Here is a 15,215-nt window from a genome sequence, read left to right as displayed (position 1 = left end):
GCGGAGACGTTCCCGTTGTAACGCCGCCGCCTTACCCGCCTTACCCCCCCAGCCCCGGTGCGGGGCTTGGGGGGTAAGGCGGGTAAGGCGGCGGCGTTACAACGGGAACGTCTCCGCATCGGTTTCGGGCGGCGAGGCCATCCCGGTGGCAAAACGCCCGTAAACTCAGCCAGGTGGATACGACGACTGCGGACCCCCTGGTCGGGCGGCTCCTCGATGGGCGCTACCGCATCGAGAGCCGGATCGCCCGGGGCGGTATGGCGACCGTCTACCTGGCGCTGGACATCCGGCTCGACCGGACGGTGGCGTTGAAGGTCATGCACGGCTCCCTCGCCGAGGACCCGGCGTTCGTCCGGAGGTTCATCGGCGAGGCCAAGTCGGTCGCCAGCCTCTCGCACCCCAACGTGGTGCACGTCTTCGACCAGGGCACCGACAACGACGTCGTCTACCTGTCGATGGAGTACGTCCCGGGCCGCACCCTGCGCGACATCCTGCGCGAGCGCGGCAGGCTGCCCGCCCGGGAGGCGCTCGAGATCATGATCCCGGTGCTCGCCGCGCTCGGCGCGGCCCACCAGGCCGGGATGGTCCACCGAGATGTGAAGCCCGAGAACGTCCTGATGACCGACGACGGCCGGGTCAAGGTCGTCGACTTCGGCCTGGCCAAGGCGATCGAGGCGACCAACCAGACCCGCACCGGCGTGATGATCGGCACCATCGGCTACATGGCCCCCGAGCAGGTCGTCACGGGCGCCGCCGACGTGCGCAGCGACGTCTACGCCGCGGGCATCATGCTGTTCGAGCTGGTGACGGGACAGCAGCCCTACGACGGCCAGACGCCGATGTCGGTGGCCTACCGGCACGTCCACGACACGGTCCCGGCGCCGTCGTCGCTGGTGGCGGAGGTGCCGCCGCTGGTCGACACGCTGGTGGCGAGCGCGACCGCCCGCGAGCCGGAGCACCGCCCGTCCGACGCGACCGCGATGCTCGTGGCCGCCGTGGACGCCCACCGCCTGCTGCCGCGCATGACCGGGCCGCAGGCCACGCCGCCGGGCACCGGCCCGGTGACGTCCCACTCCGCCCCGTTCGGCGCGCACTCGGGCGCGGCGTCGATGCCGCGCCCGGCCCCGGCGCACACGCTGATCCAGCCGCGGGTGGAGGTGCCCGCCGAGCGGCGCCGGTTCCGGCCGAGCTGGTTCCTGGTGCTGCTGGCCGCCGTGATGGTGGTGGCGGTGGGGCTGACCGGCTGGTACTTCGCTCAGCCCGACTACGTCACGGTGCCCGACCTCGTCGGCAAGAACCTCGCCGTGGCGGAGAAGAGCCTGGCCGGTGCCGGGCTGGTGGCCCACAAGGCCGACGGCCGGTACGACGAGAAGATGGCCGAGGGCCTGGTCCTCAGCACCGACCCGGCCGCCGCCGCCGAGCTGGAGAAGGGCTCCACGATCACGCTGGTGCTCTCCCTCGGCCCCGAGCGCATCGTCGTGCCGAACGTGACGGGCCGCACCGGCAACGAGGCCCGCGCCGCGATCGCCGAGTCCGGGCTCACCGTCGGCAACGTCAGGCGGCTGGCCAGCAGGGACGTCGAGCGCGACAAGGTGATCCGCACCTCGCCGCAGGTGGGCGAGAAGGTCAAGAAGAGCGCCAAGGTCGACATCTACGTCAGCGCCGGGCTCACCATGCCCGACGTCAACGGCATGCCGAAGGACCAGGCGGCCGAGTTCCTCGGCCGTGAGGGCTTCGGCGTGCAGGTCAACGAGGTCGACGACGACGCCGAGCCGTGCACGGTCATCGCCCAGTCGCCCAAGGCGAAGTCCGAGGTGGACAACGGCGCGCAGGTCATGGTGACGGTGGCGCGCTGCCAGACCGACATCTGGGACTTCTTCCGCAGGCACGGCGAGGCCCGCGACGACGAGCAGTTCTCCCTGGTGCCCGGGGTGATCGGGAAGAACGTCAACGACGCCAAGGCCGAGTTGCAGGCGCTGGGGTTCCAGGTACGGGTGCAGCGGCTCGGCAACGGCGGCGTGGTGCAGTACCAGCGTCCGCTGCCGAACAGCGAGCGCCCGGCCGGCAGCACCGTGTACCTGTGGCAGTGACGCCCTGACCTGACGCGCCGGTCGCCGCGCGTCAGGCCGGGGCGCTGTCAGGTCAGGTCAGGTCAGGTGGCCGTGCAGGCGTACCCGGGCCAGGCCGCCGTCCGGGTGGATGTCCACCCGCACGTGCGTGACCGGCTCGGCGTGGCCGAGGCGGAAGCGGTGCGGCGTGTCGGGCTGCAGGCGGGTCCTGGGCAGCAGTTCGATCTCCCGTTCCCCGTCCAGCCCGGTCAGCGCCACCTGCGCGGGCGCGTTGTACAGCAGGTTCGTGGTGTCGATCTCGGCCAGCCGGACGACGCCGCGCCCGGCCAGCCGGATGAGCAGCCAGTCGTTGCCGCCGCCGCGCCGCCGGGCGGTCTCCCATCCCTCCGCCTGGTGCCTGGCCAGGCCGGGCGCGATGACGTTGTTGGGGGCCGAGTAGAACTCGTCGGAGCAGGCGGTGACCAGGCCGCCGTTCGCGAGCGCGGCCAGGTCGAGCCCGAGGCCGTCGTGGACGGACAGGTCGGGACGGGGCTCGCCGTGCACCCGCAGCCGGGCCACGCCGCCGTCGGGGTGGATGTTGAGCCGCACGTGCGTGTACCGGCCCTCGTCGAGGACGTCGAAACCGTGCTCGGCGTCGCCCTTGAGCTCGGACAGCGGCACGATCTCCGTCCACCGCGCCGCCAGCACCTCGTCCGGTGACGGGTGCCCGTCGACGGCCGCCGCCTCCACGGAGGCGTGCGTGGGGTAGTTGCCCTTGAACCAGGCCGTGTCGATCACCACGCCGCGGATCACCCCGGGCATGCCCAGGCGCACCAGGGCCCAGTCGTGGCCGGGCGTGCGCCTGCGCCGGGTCTCCCAGCCGTCGTACATCTGTCCCTTGTTGCCGAAGGTCTCCGCGCTGAAGCCGGGCCTGCCGGGTCTGATCAGGCTCTCCTTCTCGGCGAAGGACTCGTCGCTGGCCGCCGGGACCGAGCCGCCGTGGCTGCGCAGGGCGAGGTCGGGCAGGGTGGTGAAGCGGGTCATCAGGTGCGCTCTCCCAACAGCAGTCGTCCGTGCGGGTCGTGGGCGGAGCCGTCCACCGGGTGGCCGCGTAGCCAGGTGGTCAGCACGGCCCCCTTCAGGGTGCGGCCGTGGTAGGGGGTGACGGGGTTCTTGTGGTGCAGGCGGGCGGCGTCGACGAGGAACTCTGCGTCGGGGTCGAAGGCCACGAGATCGGCGTCGTTTCCAACCTTTATCCCGCCTTTTCCGGAAATACCGGCTATTGCGGCGGGTTGGGCGGACATCCAGCGGACCACGTCCGCCAGGGCGAAGCCCCTGCGCGCGGCCTCCGTCCAGATCGCCGGGAGCCCGAGCTGGAGCGAGGCGATGCCGCCCCACGCGGCGGCGAAGTCGGGCACCTTGAGATCGGCCGGCGAGGGCGAGTGGTCGGAGACCACGCAGCTCAGCACGCCCCGCGCCAGGCCGTCCCACAGCAGGTCGCGGTTGGCCCCGGAACGGATGGGCGGGCAGCACTTGTACGCCGTCCGCCCCTCGGGCACCTGCTCGGCCGTCAGCGTCAGGTAGTGCGGGCAGGTCTCGGCCGTGACCGCGACGCCCCGGGCCCCGGCCGCCTCCAGCACCTCCAGGCACTCGGCGCTGGAGACGTGCAGGATGTGCATCCGGCAGCCGGTCTCCTCCGCCAGCCGCACGGCCCGCGCGACCGCGCTGCGCTCGGCGGCCCCCGGCCGCGAGGCCAGGAACTGCCCGTAGCCCGGCCCGGCGGGCTCGGTCAGCAGCTCCGGGTCCTCGGCGTGCACGATCATCAGCCCGCCGAACCCGGCGACCTCCTCCAGCGCGGCCCGCAGCTCGGCCTCGGCCAGCGGCGGGAACTCCGCCACCCCCGACGGCGACATGAAGCACTTGAACCCGAGCACCCCGCGCTCGTGCAGCGGCGCGAGGTCCTTGACGTTCCCCGGCACGGCCCCGCCCCAGAACCCGACGTCCACGTGGCACCGCCCGCCGGCGGCCCGCAGCTTGGCGTCGAGCGCCTCGGTGCTGACCGTGGGCGGCAGGGAGTTCAGCGGCATGTCCGCGATCGTGGTGACGCCGCCCGCCGCCGCGGCCCTGGTCGCGGAGTCGAAGCCCTCCCAGTGGGTCCGTCCGGGCTCGTTGACGTGGACGTGCGTGTCGACCAGGCCGGGCAGGAGCGCCAGGTCGCGCAGGTCGACGTCCTCGGCCGCGGGGAGCGGGGCGTCGTAGTCGTGCAGGGCGGCGATCCGCTCACCCCGTACGGCGACGGCCGCGGCCCGCGGCCCCTCGGGCGTGACGGTCCTGCGGGACCTGACGACGAGATCGAACGGGGTCATGCACTGCCCTCCAGGCGACGGTCGGCGGCGAGCCGGGCGGCGAGGCGTTCGAGCAGCGGCCCGGCCTGCGCCATGCAGCGCGCCGGGTCGGGCTCCAGGTCGGTCAGGGCGTAGGCGGCCTCGATGCCCGCGTCCTTCAGCTCGGCGTCGGTGAGCGTGCGCCGCCCGCACACGGCCACCACGGGCACCCCCGCCCTGGCCGCCGCCTGGGCCACGCCGACGGGGGCCTTGCCGCGCAGCGACTGCTCGTCGAGCGACCCCTCGCCGGTGATCACCAGGCTCGCCCCCTCGACCAGCTCGCCGAACCCGAGCAGGCCGAGCAGGTAGTCGATGCCGGGCCGCAGCTCGGCGTGCAGGAACGCCAGCGCCGCGAACCCGACGCCGCCGGCCGCGCCGGCTCCCGGCGCGCCCGCCACGCCCATCGTGCGCGGGACGCCGTCGTGCTCGACCGCGCCCATCAGCCCGTGCGTGGCGGTGGCGACGGCGGCCAGGCGGGACAGGGCCGCCTCCAGGGTCTCGACGTCGGCGGGGCCGGCGCCCTTCTGGGGGCCGTACACGGCGGCGGCGCCGTGCGGGCCGAGCAGCGGGTTGTCCACGTCGCTGGCCACCACGAACTCGACGCCGGAGACGTCGAGGAAGCCGGACAGGTCGATGCGGGCCAGATTCCTGAGCGCCGCGCCGCCCGGGGGCAGGTCGTCGCCTCCGGCGTCCAGCAGGCGGGCGCCGAGGGCCTGCGCCATGCCCGCTCCCCCGTCGGTGCAGGCGCTGCCGCCCAGGCCGAGCACCACGCGCCCGGCTCCCCTGCGTACGGCGTCGGCGACCAGCTCGCCCGTGCCGTAGCTGGTGGCGGTCAGCGGCTCCAGGCCGCCGGGCAGGCGGCGCAGCCCGGACGCCTCCGACAGCTCGACGACGGCGGTGCCGGCCTGCCAGGCGTAGGAGGCGGGGACGCGTGCGCCGGTCGGCCCGGTGACCTCGATCGTGATCCGCTCGAAGCCGCACGCCACGGCGGCGTCCACGGTGCCGTCGCCGCCGTCGGCGACGGGGAGCTCGACCGTGGGCACACCCAGCCCGGCCGACACCCGGGAGCACACCTCGGCCGCCGTGAGCGACCCCTTGAACTTGTCCGGGGCGACCAGAACGTGATGAACCACTACGAACTCCCACCTGATGATGAACAATGTCCTGACACGCCTTCCTGCCCGGTGCGAGCGGGCAGGAAGGCGTGACTCATCATCCTGACATTCGGGTGCGAGCGGGGAGCACGCCGGTGGCCGGGTAAGCCGTTCACCTCCGTCACAGACAGAGACGGACCGTGCCCGATCGGCTACGGTGCGGGACATGCCGACGGACGACGAGGACCTGCCGCCGGTCTGCGACGCCTGCCTGGGCGCGGGCGGCGAGTGGATCGAGCTGAACGGCCAGAAGCACCGCGAACGTGTCTGGGTGCCCTGCCGGACCTGTAGCGGGACCGGCCGCACGTGAGCGACCCGGTCACCTGCCCCGAGTGCGACGGCCTGCGCGGGCAGCGGATCGGGCCGCTCTTCCTGACCTGCCGCTTCTGCGGCGGGCACGGCACCGTGGGCGGCCCCGACGAGCCGGCCGAGCGCGGTGACCGGCCGCCCCCGCCGCCCCCCGCCGCGTGGAAGCACAAGGTGTGGTCGGATCCGTGGATCTCGGCCACGATCGGCTGCCGCGTCTGCCTCGGATCGCGGGAGGTGGCGCACGTGGACGAGGAGGCGGGCACGCTCGTCCTGCTGCCGTGCCGGTGCGCCGTCCGGCCCCGCCCGGAGCCGGACGGCGGCGGGTGAGACGGCCGGGCCGGGCCTCACGAGCGCGGGGCCGGCGGGTTCGGGCGCAGGTGGTTGAAGACGAGGTTCAGGACGATCACCAGCAGGCTGCCGGTGCTGATGCCGCTGTTCAGGATGGTCTGGGCCCAGTCGGGGAAACGTTCGTAGAAGTCGGGCGCGCCGACCGGGATGGCGGCCACGCCGATCGAGACGGCCACGATGACCAGGTTGTGGTTGCCCTCGAAGCTCACCTTCGACAGCGTGCGGATGCCCGAGGCGGCCACGGTGCCGAACATGACGATGCCCGCGCCGCCCAGCACCGGCGCCGGGATGGCCGCGATCACCGCGCCGAGCACGGGGATCAGGCCGAGCACCACGAGGATGCCGCCCGCCGTGGCCACGACCCACCGGCTGCGCACGCCGGTCAGCCCGACGAGTCCGACGTTCTGGGCGAAGGCCGTGTAGGGGAAGGTGTTGAACACGCCGCCGAGCGCGGTGGAGAACCCGTCGGCGCGCAGCCCGTCCGCCAGCCGCCGGGGGGTGAGGCGGGAGCCGGTCATTTCGGCCACGGCCACGAAGTCGCCGGTCGTCTCGGTCATGGAGACGAGCATGACCACGCACATCGAGATGATCGCGGTGAGCTGGAAGGTGGGCACGCCGAACGCGAACGGCGTGCTGATCCCGAACAGGTCGGCCGAGCCCACGTTCGAGAAGTCCGTGAACCCGAGCGGGATCGCCGCCAGCGTGCCCGCGGCGATCCCGGCCAGCACCGCGACCCGGCCGAGGAAGCCCTTCGACAGCCGCTGGACGGCGAGGATGAACAGCAGCACGGCGGCGGCCATGGCGATGTTGCGCGGCTGGCCGTGTCCCGGGCCGCTCGCGTCGCCGGCGGCCCAGCGGGCGGCGACCGGCAGCAGCGAGATCCCGATGATCGTGATGATGGTGCCGGTGACCAGCGGCGGGAAGAATCTGACGATCTTGGCGAAGAAGGGGGCGACGGCGACGACGAGCAGCCCCGAGACGATGACCGCGCCGTAGATGGCCGGCAGCCCGCCCTGGGTGGTGCCGATCAGCACCATCGGGGTGACGGCCGCGAACGTGCAGCCCTGCATGATGGGCAGCCGGATCCCGAACCGCCACACGCCGACGCACTGGATGAGCGTGGCGATGCCGCTGATCAGCAGGTCGGCGTTGATCAGGTAGGCGAGCTGCTCGGGCGGGAGCTTGAGCGCGCCGCCGACGATGAGCGGCACCGCCACGGCTCCCGCGTACATGGCCAGGACGTGCTGCAGGCCGAGCGTGCCGAGTTGCGCGGCCGGGAGGCGGGCGTCGACCGGATGCGCCTCAGTCTTCATGGGTCACTCCAGGTTCGGGGGGTGGCCTCCAGTGAAACCGCCGCCCCGCCCGCGAACCTATGCACGGGCCCATCAACCGCCGCCCCTGCGGCCCGGCTCCGGATGTGTGATCCTCCAACCGGCCTCACCTCGGACGGGGTGGCGTTTGTGCGGAATTCGCGCCGCCGCCCGTCCAGGTGAGGTCGTCGCTCAGGAGACCGTGCGGACGAACTCCTCGAAGGAGTACCGGCCGTCCTGGTCGGAGTCGGCCGCCTGGCTCATCGCGCCGAGCGCCTCCGCCGGGAGGCCGGGGAAGTGCCGCGCCAGCTCGGCCTCGCTGATGTAGCCGTCGCCGTCGGTGTCGATCGAGGCGAAGGCCACCTTGAGCTCCGCCAGCCGCTCGTTCGGGAGTTCCTCCGACACGGGACCGCCTTTCCTGCTTGTTCCGGACATTTCCACCCTAGTGGCCCCGGACCTGAGCGGAGCGGTCACGGGCCGGACGGCCGCCGGATCTCCTCGGCGGCGGTGAAGCCGCGCTCCTGCGCCAGCCGCAGCAGCCGCCGGCGCGCCCGCACCCCGGCCCGGCCGGCGGCGTCGTGGGAGACCGTCCGCAGCTCGCCGTCGGCCACCACCGTGCGCCCGCCGACCAGCACCCTGGCCAGGGGCGGCACGGGGCCGAAGACGAGCGCGCAGACCGGGTCGGCGACGGCGGCGGCGTACGGGCCGTCCACCCGCCACAGGGCGATGTCGGCCAGCTTGCCCGGCTCCAGCGAGCCCAGCTCGCCCGCCCGGCCGAGGTTGCGGGCGCCGCCCAGCGTGGCCAGCTCCAGCGCCTGCCGGGCGGTGAGCGCCCCCGGCCCGTACCTGGCGCGCTGGAACAGCAGGGCCTGCCGCATCTCCCCCGCCAGCGAGGTCAGCTCGGAGGAAGCGCTGCCGTCCACGCCGAGCCCGACGTTCGCCCCGCGCCGCAGCAACTCCGACACGCGGGCGATGCCCGCGCCGAGCCGCCCGTTGGACGAGGGGCAGTGCGCGGTGCCGGAGCCCGTCGCGGCCAGCTTGCCGATGTCGGCGTCGCTGAGGTGCACGGCGTGCGCGAACCACACGTCCGGCCCCAGCCAGCCGAGCTTCTCCATGTAGTCGACGGGACGCAACCCGAACTGCTCGCGGCAGTGCGCGTCCTCGTCCACGGTCTCGGCGATGTGCGTGTGCAGCCGTACGCCCAGGGTCCTGGCCAGGGCCGCCGACTCGGTCATCAGCTCGGCGCTGGCCGAGAACGGCGAGCACGGCGCGACCGCGACGCGCAGCATGGAGGAGGGCGACGGGTCGTGGTAGGCGGCCACGGCCTCGGCGGTGGCGCTCAGGATCTCGTCCAGCTCCTCGACCACGCCGTCCGACGGCAGGCCGCCCTTGGAGGCGCCCCGGTCCATGGAGCCGCGCGCCGGATGGAAGCGCAGCCCCACCGCGCGGGCGGCCTCGATCTCGGCGGCCAGGAGATCGCCCCGGCCCTTGGGGAAGATGTAGTGGTGGTCGCTGGTGGTGGTGCAGCCCGACAGCGCCAGCCAGCCCAGCCCGGCCATGGCCGCGCCCTCGACCACCTCGGCGTCCATGGCCGACCACACCTGGTAGAGCGCCACCAGCCACTCGAACAGCGTGGCGTCCTGGGCCAGGCCCTGCGAGGCCCACTGGTAGAGGTGGTGGTGGGTGTTGACCAGGCCGGGGGTGGCCAGGCAGCCGGTGCCGTCGATCCGGGCGACGCCGGGGAGATCGGGCGCGGGCCCCGCGGCCACCTCGGCGATCCGGTCGCCCTCGATGCGGAGGTAACCGGAGGCGATCTCGGGGCCGGCGACGGGGGCGATGTGCACGTTCTCGATGATCATCCGGTGGCCTTCCGCTCGGCGGCCAACCGTACCGCGTCGAGGATCTTCTCGTAGCCGGTACAGCGGCACAGGTTGCCCGCCAGCGCCTCCCTGATCTCGGCGTCGGACGGCCGCGGAACGCGTTCGAGCAGGTCGTGGGCCTGTACGAGCAGTCCGGGCGTGCAGAAGCCGCACTGCACGGCCCCGCACTCCACGAACGCCTCCTGCACCGGGTCGAGCCGGTCGCCGTCGGCGAGCCCCTCGACGGTGCGCACCCGCCGCCCCTGCGCCTGACCGGCGGCGACCAGGCAGGCGCAGACCGGCACGTCGTCCAGGTAGACCGTGCAGGAGCCGCATTCGCCCTGCTCGCAGGCGTTCTTGGAGCCGGGCAGGCCGAGCCGCTCGCGCAGCACGTACAGCAGGCTCTCGCCCTCCCAGACGCCCTCGGCGCTCTCCTCGCGCCCGTTGACGGTGAAGGTGACGCGCATCAGGCCGCCCTCTTTTCCAGGTGGTCGTTCCAGGCCCAGGTAAGCGTGCGGCGGGCCATCACGCCGATGGCGTGCACGCGGTAGGCGGCGGTGCCGCGCACGTCGTCGATGGGCGCCGCGGCCCGCGCGCTCAGCTCGCCGAAGCGCCTGAGCAGCGCGGGGTCGAGCGGCGCGTCCCAGTCGAGCTCGGCGGCCAGCAGTTCCTCGGCCTCCAGGGCGCGGCGCGGGGTGGGCGCGGCCGAGCCGATGCCGGTGCCGACCCGCCGCTCGCGCGGGTGCAGCGCGATCGCGAACGAGCACACCGCGATCACCATGGCGTTGCGCGTGCCGACCTTGGAGAAGTACTGGGGCCCGGTGGCGGGCGGCACGTGCACGGCCCTGATCAGCTCGTCCGGCTCCAGCGCGCTGCGCTTGACCCCGAGGTAGAACTCGGCCGCCGGGATCATCCTGACGCCGCGCGCCGCCGACTCGACCTCGACCACCGCGCGGGCCGCCAGCAGCGGCGGATGGCTGTCGCCCGCCGGGGAGGCCGCGCCCAGGTTCCCGCCGACGGTGCCGCGGTTGCGGATCTGCGGCGAGCCGACCGTGCGCGACGCCTGCGCGAGCCCCGGCAGCGGCCCGCCGAGCTCGTCGATGACCGCCGCGTACGGCACGCCCGCCCCCAGCCGGCAGTGCCCGCCCGTCATCGACCACTCCCGCAGCTCAGCCACCCCGCCCAGGTCCAGCAGCGCGGGCGGCCGGCGCAGGTCGAAGTTGATCTCGACCATCACGTCGGTGCCGCCCTGGATGGGCACCGCCTCGGGCTGGTCCGCCTTGGCGGCCAGCGCCTCCTCCCACGTCGTGGGGCGCAGAAAGTCCATCTCCCCCTCCTCCCCTCACTCCCAGGCGAATCCCGCGTCGGGCGCGTCCTCGCGCAGCACGCCGCCCTCGATCAGCCCGTACGGCCGGTCGGCGGCGTAGAAGACCTCGTTCTCGTTGTCCAGCCCGAACGGCGACAGGTCCACCGGGAAGTGGTGCCTGTTCGGCATCGCGAGCCGGACCTCGCAGACCTCGGGGCAGGCGGTGAGCGCGCGCTCGGCCATGGTGTACAGGGTCTGCTGGAGCGAGAGGCTGTGGGTGCCGGCGAACGCCTCGATCAGGCAGCGCCTGACCTCCGCGTACGAGGTGCCGTAGGGCGCGGCGTCGGGCTCGGTGTGCCGCCAGCGGGCCGCGACGGCGGTGGCCAGGATGCGGTCGGTGGTCGGCTGGAGCGTGGTGTACTCGTCCACGATGTAGCCGTGGAACTCCGAGCCCGTGGAGTTCATCACGACCAGGTCCTTGAGCCCGGACAGCACGGTGGAGCGGCCGTCGCGGTCGTGGTGGACCACGCACGTGCGCACCTCGCCGCCGTCGCGCACGAACGAGTGCGGGCCGGCGCGGTTCCAGCCGTACTCCTCGATCTCCACCCTGGCGTGGTGGATCGAGGGCTGGGAGGCGACGAAGTGGCGGGCCAGCAGGAGGGCGAACTCCTCGATCTGGCCGACGCCGTGCCGCCTGGCGAAGGCGTAGACGGTGTTCTTCTGGCTGTCGGTCGGCAGCACGGCGGCGTTGTCGCCGGTCAGGTGCACGGCCTCCATGTCACCCGACAGCGAGGTGCTCACGTTGACGTCCTTGACGTGGTGCACAGGGCCTTCCCTGACCACGCGGACGAGCCTGGTCTCCGCCTTGCCGTAACGGTTGGCGCCGAGTCTGACGGTCATTAGCTCCCTCGGTAGGTGGTGTACGCGTACGGGCTGAGCAGCAGGGGCACGTGGTGGTGCCCGTCGGGGTCGGTGACCGTGAAGGTGACGACGACCTCCGGGTAGAAGGTGTCCTCCAGGTACTCCCCGGTGTCGAAGACGATGCGGTGCACTCCGGCGGCCACGCTCCAGCCCTTGATGCGGCCGTCGCCGTCGGTGCGGCCCTCGGCCACGACCCGGCCGTCGTGTTCCAGGCGGACGCGCAGCCCGGCGGCCGGCCGGCCGGTGACCGCGTCGAGCACGTGGGTCGAAAGGCTCATGCGGCCTCCCCCATGAGTCTGCCCAGCCGCAGCCGGGTGATGGCGGCCAGCTCGCCGCGGACGACCGCGCGCTCGCGCTCGGCGTCGTTGCCGAGCCGCTCGCGCAGCCGCTCCAGCAGTTGCGCGCCGGTGAGCCCGCTGGCGCAGACGAGGTAGACGTGCCCGAACCGCTCCTCGTAGGCCCGGTTGCCCTCGGCGAGCGCGTCGCGCTGCGCGTCCCGCACGCCCGACTGCTCCTGCCGGGACCAGGACGCCTGCCTGCCGCCGCCGTCCGGCCGCTCGCCGATCCTCGGGTGCGCGCTCAGCGCCTCCATGACGTCGTCCCAGCCCAGCTCCAGCACGGCCGTGCGGGCCGTGTCGAGGAGCCGGTCCAGGTCGGAGTACGGCCTGGCCGCGGCCACCCGCTCGGCGAACACGCGGGAGGCGCAGCAGGCCAGCAGGTCTTCCTCGGCCTGCGCCGGCGACCTGGCGTTGAAGACGGTGAGCATGCCAGAAGTACACACATGTCCCTGGTGCCCGGTCCATCCGCGAGAACTCCCAACTCACCGCCCGCAAGCCCGGCACTTTTCGTGTCATGCTCCAATCAGAGGAGAAAGACCGTTTTGCCCCTGGCCCGCCGGCCGGCGATCTCGCGCAGTTCGGCGGGCGCGCGCTCCAGCGGCACCTGGGCCTCCACCCGCACGCGCAGCCGCCCGGCGTCGATCAGGTCGGCGAGGTTCGTCAGCACCTGCGGGGTGGGGTGGTTGATCACGTTCACGCCACGCAACTCCCTGGCGGCCAGCGCGTCGGGGTCGAGGGCGTGCACGATGCTGCAGATCACGCCGCCGGGGCGGAGCAGCGCCTCCGCGGGCCCGGTGGCGCCGGCCGGGGAGACCAGCTCCAGCACCGCGTCGATGCCGTCCGGGTGGGCGGCCCGCACCTGTTCGGCGGCCCGATCGCGGTCCACGGTCTCCGCCGCGCCGAACCCGCGCACGAGGTCCTCGTCGGCGGGGGCGGCGGTGGCGATGACGCGGGCCCCGCGCAGGGCGGCGAGCTGGATCGCGGACTGGCCCACTCCCCCGGTGGCCCCGACGATCAGCACCGTCTGCCCCTCGTCGATCCTGGCGGCCTCCACCACGTCCCAGGCGGTCCCGGTGGCGGTGGGCACGGCGGCGGCCTGCTCGGGGGTCATGCCCTTGGGCATCCGGGCCACGGGCCCGTCCTCGGCCGCGACGGCGTACTCGGCGTAGCTGCCCAGGCCGCGCGCGGGGTGGCTGAAGCGGCCGTAGACCTCGTCGCCGGGCCGGAAGCGGCTCACCTCGCCGCCGACCGCCGTCACGACCCCGGCGCCGTCCTGGCCCATGATGAGCGGGAACGCGGGTGACATGACGCCCTTCATCGCCCCACCGGCGATCTTGGTGTCGACCGGGTTGTACCCGGCCGCGCGCAGGCGGACCAGGATCTCCCCCGGCCGCGGCTCGGGCTCGGGCACCTCGATGAGCTCGGGGTCGGCGCCGAAGGCGGATATGGCGATGGCACGCATGGGCTCTCCCGTTCTGGCCTCGCGTCAGCGAACGCGATCCAGCCTCTCTCACGGGCGCTCGCGGCAGCAGCGTCCGGGCCGGGCTCTTGGAGCAAGCTTTGTGCGCGCGCCGTGCCGCCGGAACGGTCGTGGGCTGCGCCTACACTGATTGCCATCATGACCCTCACTTCCCTGATCGGCGGACACGTGTCCGTGACGGGCGGCCTCGCGACGGGCGGCCTGAAGTACATGGCCGAGATCGGCGCCGAGATGATCCAGGTGTTCGTCACCAACCCGCGTGGCTGGGCGCTGACCGAAGGCAAACCCGACCAGGACGCCAAGCTGGCCGAGTCGGGTGTGCAGACGTTCATCCACGTGCCCTATCTCGTCAACTTCGGCTCGCCCAGCCCGGAGACGCTGGCCAACTCCATCGCGATCGTCCGCCACACGCTGCGGCGGGGAGTGGAGACCGGCGCCAGGGGCGTGGTGGTGCACACCGGCTCGGCGGTGACGCAGCCGCGCGGCGACGCGCTGCGCCAGCTCCGCGAGACCTTGCTGCCGCTGCTCGACGAGATCCCCGACGGCGGCCCCGACCTGCTGCTGGAGCCGATGGCGGGGCAGGGGGCGATGCTCTGCGCCACCGTCCAGGACCTCGAACCGTATCTGGCCGCGCTCGACCGGCATCCGCGCGCGTGCATCTGCCTCGACACCTGCCACGCCTTCGCCGCCGGGCACGACCTGGCCGCCGAGGGCGGGGTGCGGGAGACCTTCGACGCCCTGCACTCGATCGCGCCGGGGCGGCTGAAGCTGATCCACGCCAACGACTCCAAAGACGTGTGCGGCGCGAAGAAGGACCGCCACGAGAACATCGGGGCCGGTCACATCGGCGCCCAGGCGTTCGCCGAGATCATGCGCCACCCGGCGGTGGCCGGAGTGCCGCTCTGCATCGAGACGCCCGGCAAGGCCCCCAAGCACGCTGAGGACATCGCGCTGCTGAAGAAACTCCGCGACGCCTGACTCTCCGGGATAAAACACCCGGCGGAGCACGAACCATGATAGGGGCGCCCGCTAGCGCGATCCGGCCGCCCCCGAGGGCCAGATCGCGGGGCCGGGTCACGCGGCCTCAGCGGGCGCCCCCTCACGATCGGCTTGGCGGGCCCCACCCCCCGGTCAAGGGCCCGACAGCCGCGGCGACCTGCGTAGTGTCGCCGGTGAACCCGCGCGCATCAGTCCTCTCTACGGGCCTTGTGGGCCCCGTCCCCCCAATGCGCCGGGAAGGCTTCCGATGCCGAAACACTACGGTTGCGATCATGCGGGCGAAACCCTGTTTACGGACAGCTCGTCGAACGGTCTGTAGTCAGCGACATACGGAGAGTGCTGTTACGACAAGCGGTCGCCTGGACGCGACGGGCGGTAGGTCGGGGGGCCCGCAAGATGCTCGGGCACATGCATCCTGGCCAGCATCCGGCCTGCTCCCCACGGCATTCGACCCGGCGTGACCAGGGAAATCACCACCATCGCGGCAAACGACAGCGGCACCGCGACCGGAGCGGGGCAGGAAGTCAGCGCGCCCATCTTCACGCCCGCCCGCTCCGCGAGCACAAGCACCGCCGTCACGCCCCCACCCGCGACGAACCCCGCCAGCACCCCGAGGTCCGTCAGCCGCCGCCACCAGATGCCCAGCACCAGCATCGGGCAGAACGTGGCGGCCGAGAGGCTGAGGCCGAGCAGCACGAGCGCCACCGACGCCCCCGGGCCGCTGATCGCCGTCAGGCCCAGCGCGGCCAGCAGCACGGC

Annotated in this window: 16 protein-coding genes and 1 pseudogene; 4 read left to right on the top strand and 13 right to left on the bottom strand. The window is 73.2% G+C overall.

The annotated features are described in order from the left end of the window. Positions 1-173 precede the first annotated feature (173 nt). Entirely contained in the window at positions 174-2,090 is a 1,917-nt protein-coding gene (gene pknB, locus FAF44_RS45530; protein ID WP_237109684.1) for a Stk1 family PASTA domain-containing Ser/Thr kinase, read from the top strand. Between the two features lie 57 nt (positions 2,091-2,147). Here pknB and alc read toward each other — a convergent pair whose 3' ends face one another. Genes alc through FAF44_RS45515 form a run of 3 tightly spaced genes read right to left on the bottom strand, consistent with a single transcriptional unit; the run spans position 2,148 to position 5,565 of the window. Then, complete coding sequence (gene alc, locus FAF44_RS45525) at positions 2,148-3,092, bottom strand: allantoicase (RefSeq protein WP_237109683.1); 945 nt, start codon at positions 3,090-3,092, stop codon at positions 2,148-2,150. Next, positions 3,092-4,414 carry an allantoinase AllB gene (allB, locus tag FAF44_RS45520; RefSeq protein WP_237109682.1) on the bottom strand — a complete coding sequence of 441 codons (1,323 nt, stop codon included), beginning with the start codon at positions 4,412-4,414 and terminating at the stop codon, positions 3,092-3,094. The genes alc and allB overlap by 1 nt, the downstream gene beginning before the upstream one ends. Next, the gene (locus tag FAF44_RS45515) at positions 4,411-5,565 is read right to left on the bottom strand and encodes a glycerate kinase (RefSeq protein WP_237109681.1); all 1,155 of its coding nucleotides are present in this window, start codon (positions 5,563-5,565) and stop codon (positions 4,411-4,413) included. Before FAF44_RS45515 ends, allB begins: the two co-directional genes overlap by 4 nt. Positions 5,566-5,752: 187 nt before the next feature. Between FAF44_RS45515 and FAF44_RS45510 the strand changes: the two genes are divergently transcribed. Next, a complete protein-coding gene (locus FAF44_RS45510) occupies positions 5,753-5,896 on the top strand; it encodes a hypothetical protein (protein ID WP_237109680.1) in 144 nt (47 codons plus the stop codon). After that, positions 5,893-6,222, top strand: a complete 330-nt coding sequence (locus FAF44_RS45505; protein ID WP_237109679.1) for a hypothetical protein — start codon at positions 5,893-5,895, stop codon at positions 6,220-6,222. Before FAF44_RS45510 ends, FAF44_RS45505 begins: the two co-directional genes overlap by 4 nt. Before the next feature lie 17 nt (positions 6,223-6,239). Here the strand turns inward: FAF44_RS45505 and FAF44_RS45500 are convergent, their stop codons facing one another. The 9 genes from FAF44_RS45500 to FAF44_RS45460 form a co-directional block, all read right to left on the bottom strand. Next, positions 6,240-7,556 carry a nucleobase:cation symporter-2 family protein gene (locus FAF44_RS45500; RefSeq protein ID WP_237109678.1) on the bottom strand — a complete coding sequence of 439 codons (1,317 nt, stop codon included), beginning with the start codon at positions 7,554-7,556 and terminating at the stop codon, positions 6,240-6,242. Between the two features lie 189 nt (positions 7,557-7,745). Continuing rightward, entirely contained in the window at positions 7,746-7,958 is a 213-nt protein-coding gene (locus FAF44_RS45495) for an EF-hand domain-containing protein (protein ID WP_237109677.1), read from the bottom strand. Between the two features lie 65 nt (positions 7,959-8,023). After that, positions 8,024-9,412: an 8-oxoguanine deaminase gene (locus FAF44_RS45490; RefSeq protein ID WP_237109676.1), complete on the bottom strand. Its 1,389-nt coding sequence runs from the start codon at positions 9,410-9,412 to the stop codon at positions 8,024-8,026. Next, positions 9,409-9,879 (bottom strand): (2Fe-2S)-binding protein, encoded by a 471-nt coding sequence (locus tag FAF44_RS45485; RefSeq protein ID WP_237109675.1) that lies wholly within the window; start codon positions 9,877-9,879, stop codon positions 9,409-9,411. The genes FAF44_RS45490 and FAF44_RS45485 overlap by 4 nt, the downstream gene beginning before the upstream one ends. Continuing rightward, positions 9,879-10,739, bottom strand: coding sequence for a xanthine dehydrogenase family protein subunit M (locus FAF44_RS45480; RefSeq protein WP_237109674.1), 861 nt, complete (start codon positions 10,737-10,739; stop codon positions 9,879-9,881). Before FAF44_RS45480 ends, FAF44_RS45485 begins: the two co-directional genes overlap by 1 nt. A gap of 15 nt (positions 10,740-10,754) precedes the next feature. After that, on the bottom strand, positions 10,755-11,618 hold the full coding sequence (gene pucL / locus FAF44_RS45475) for a factor-independent urate hydroxylase (RefSeq protein ID WP_237109673.1): 864 nt from the start codon (positions 11,616-11,618) through the stop codon (positions 10,755-10,757). Beyond that, the gene (uraH, locus tag FAF44_RS45470) at positions 11,618-11,917 is read right to left on the bottom strand and encodes a hydroxyisourate hydrolase (protein ID WP_237109672.1); all 300 of its coding nucleotides are present in this window, start codon (positions 11,915-11,917) and stop codon (positions 11,618-11,620) included. Before uraH ends, pucL begins: the two co-directional genes overlap by 1 nt. Continuing rightward, on the bottom strand, positions 11,914-12,405 hold the full coding sequence (gene uraD / locus FAF44_RS45465) for a 2-oxo-4-hydroxy-4-carboxy-5-ureidoimidazoline decarboxylase (protein ID WP_237109671.1): 492 nt from the start codon (positions 12,403-12,405) through the stop codon (positions 11,914-11,916). Before uraD ends, uraH begins: the two co-directional genes overlap by 4 nt. Before the next feature lie 95 nt (positions 12,406-12,500). Beyond that, complete coding sequence (locus FAF44_RS45460; protein WP_237109670.1) at positions 12,501-13,439, bottom strand: NADP-dependent oxidoreductase; 939 nt, start codon at positions 13,437-13,439, stop codon at positions 12,501-12,503. A 156-nt stretch (positions 13,440-13,595) separates the two neighbouring features. Here FAF44_RS45460 and FAF44_RS45455 point away from each other — a divergent pair, with 156 nt between their 5' ends. Further along, positions 13,596-14,435: a deoxyribonuclease IV gene (locus FAF44_RS45455; RefSeq protein ID WP_237109669.1), complete on the top strand. Its 840-nt coding sequence runs from the start codon at positions 13,596-13,598 to the stop codon at positions 14,433-14,435. A gap of 363 nt (positions 14,436-14,798) precedes the next feature. Here FAF44_RS45455 and FAF44_RS45450 read toward each other — a convergent pair. Next, positions 14,799-15,215, bottom strand: a pseudogene (locus tag FAF44_RS45450) (cation acetate symporter); the annotation flags it as partial.

It is taken from the genome of Nonomuraea sp. MG754425 (assembly GCF_021699195.1).
GTDB lineage: Bacteria > Actinomycetota > Actinomycetes > Streptosporangiales > Streptosporangiaceae > Nonomuraea.
Note: the sequence above shows the minus strand (reverse complement) of the source record. Positions and strands in the feature narration are given on the sequence as shown.

Coding starts and splice junctions, on each gene's coding strand:
- FAF44_RS45490 (WP_237109676.1), bottom strand. CDS start 9,412: ATGATCATCGAGAACGTGCACATCGCCCCCGTCGCCGGCCCCGAGATC.
- FAF44_RS45500 (WP_237109678.1), bottom strand. CDS start 7,556: ATGAAGACTGAGGCGCATCCGGTCGACGCCCGCCTCCCGGCCGCGCAA.
- FAF44_RS45510 (WP_237109680.1), top strand. CDS start 5,753: ATGCCGACGGACGACGAGGACCTGCCGCCGGTCTGCGACGCCTGCCTG.
- allB (WP_237109682.1), bottom strand. CDS start 4,414: ATGACCCCGTTCGATCTCGTCGTCAGGTCCCGCAGGACCGTCACGCCC.
- uraD (WP_237109671.1), bottom strand. CDS start 12,405: ATGCTCACCGTCTTCAACGCCAGGTCGCCGGCGCAGGCCGAGGAAGAC.
- FAF44_RS45460 (WP_237109670.1), bottom strand. CDS start 13,439: ATGCGTGCCATCGCCATATCCGCCTTCGGCGCCGACCCCGAGCTCATC.
- alc (WP_237109683.1), bottom strand. CDS start 3,092: ATGACCCGCTTCACCACCCTGCCCGACCTCGCCCTGCGCAGCCACGGC.
- FAF44_RS45455 (WP_237109669.1), top strand. CDS start 13,596: ATGACCCTCACTTCCCTGATCGGCGGACACGTGTCCGTGACGGGCGGC.
- uraH (WP_237109672.1), bottom strand. CDS start 11,917: ATGAGCCTTTCGACCCACGTGCTCGACGCGGTCACCGGCCGGCCGGCC.
- pucL (WP_237109673.1), bottom strand. CDS start 11,618: ATGACCGTCAGACTCGGCGCCAACCGTTACGGCAAGGCGGAGACCAGG.
- FAF44_RS45480 (WP_237109674.1), bottom strand. CDS start 10,739: ATGGACTTTCTGCGCCCCACGACGTGGGAGGAGGCGCTGGCCGCCAAG.
- FAF44_RS45485 (WP_237109675.1), bottom strand. CDS start 9,879: ATGCGCGTCACCTTCACCGTCAACGGGCGCGAGGAGAGCGCCGAGGGC.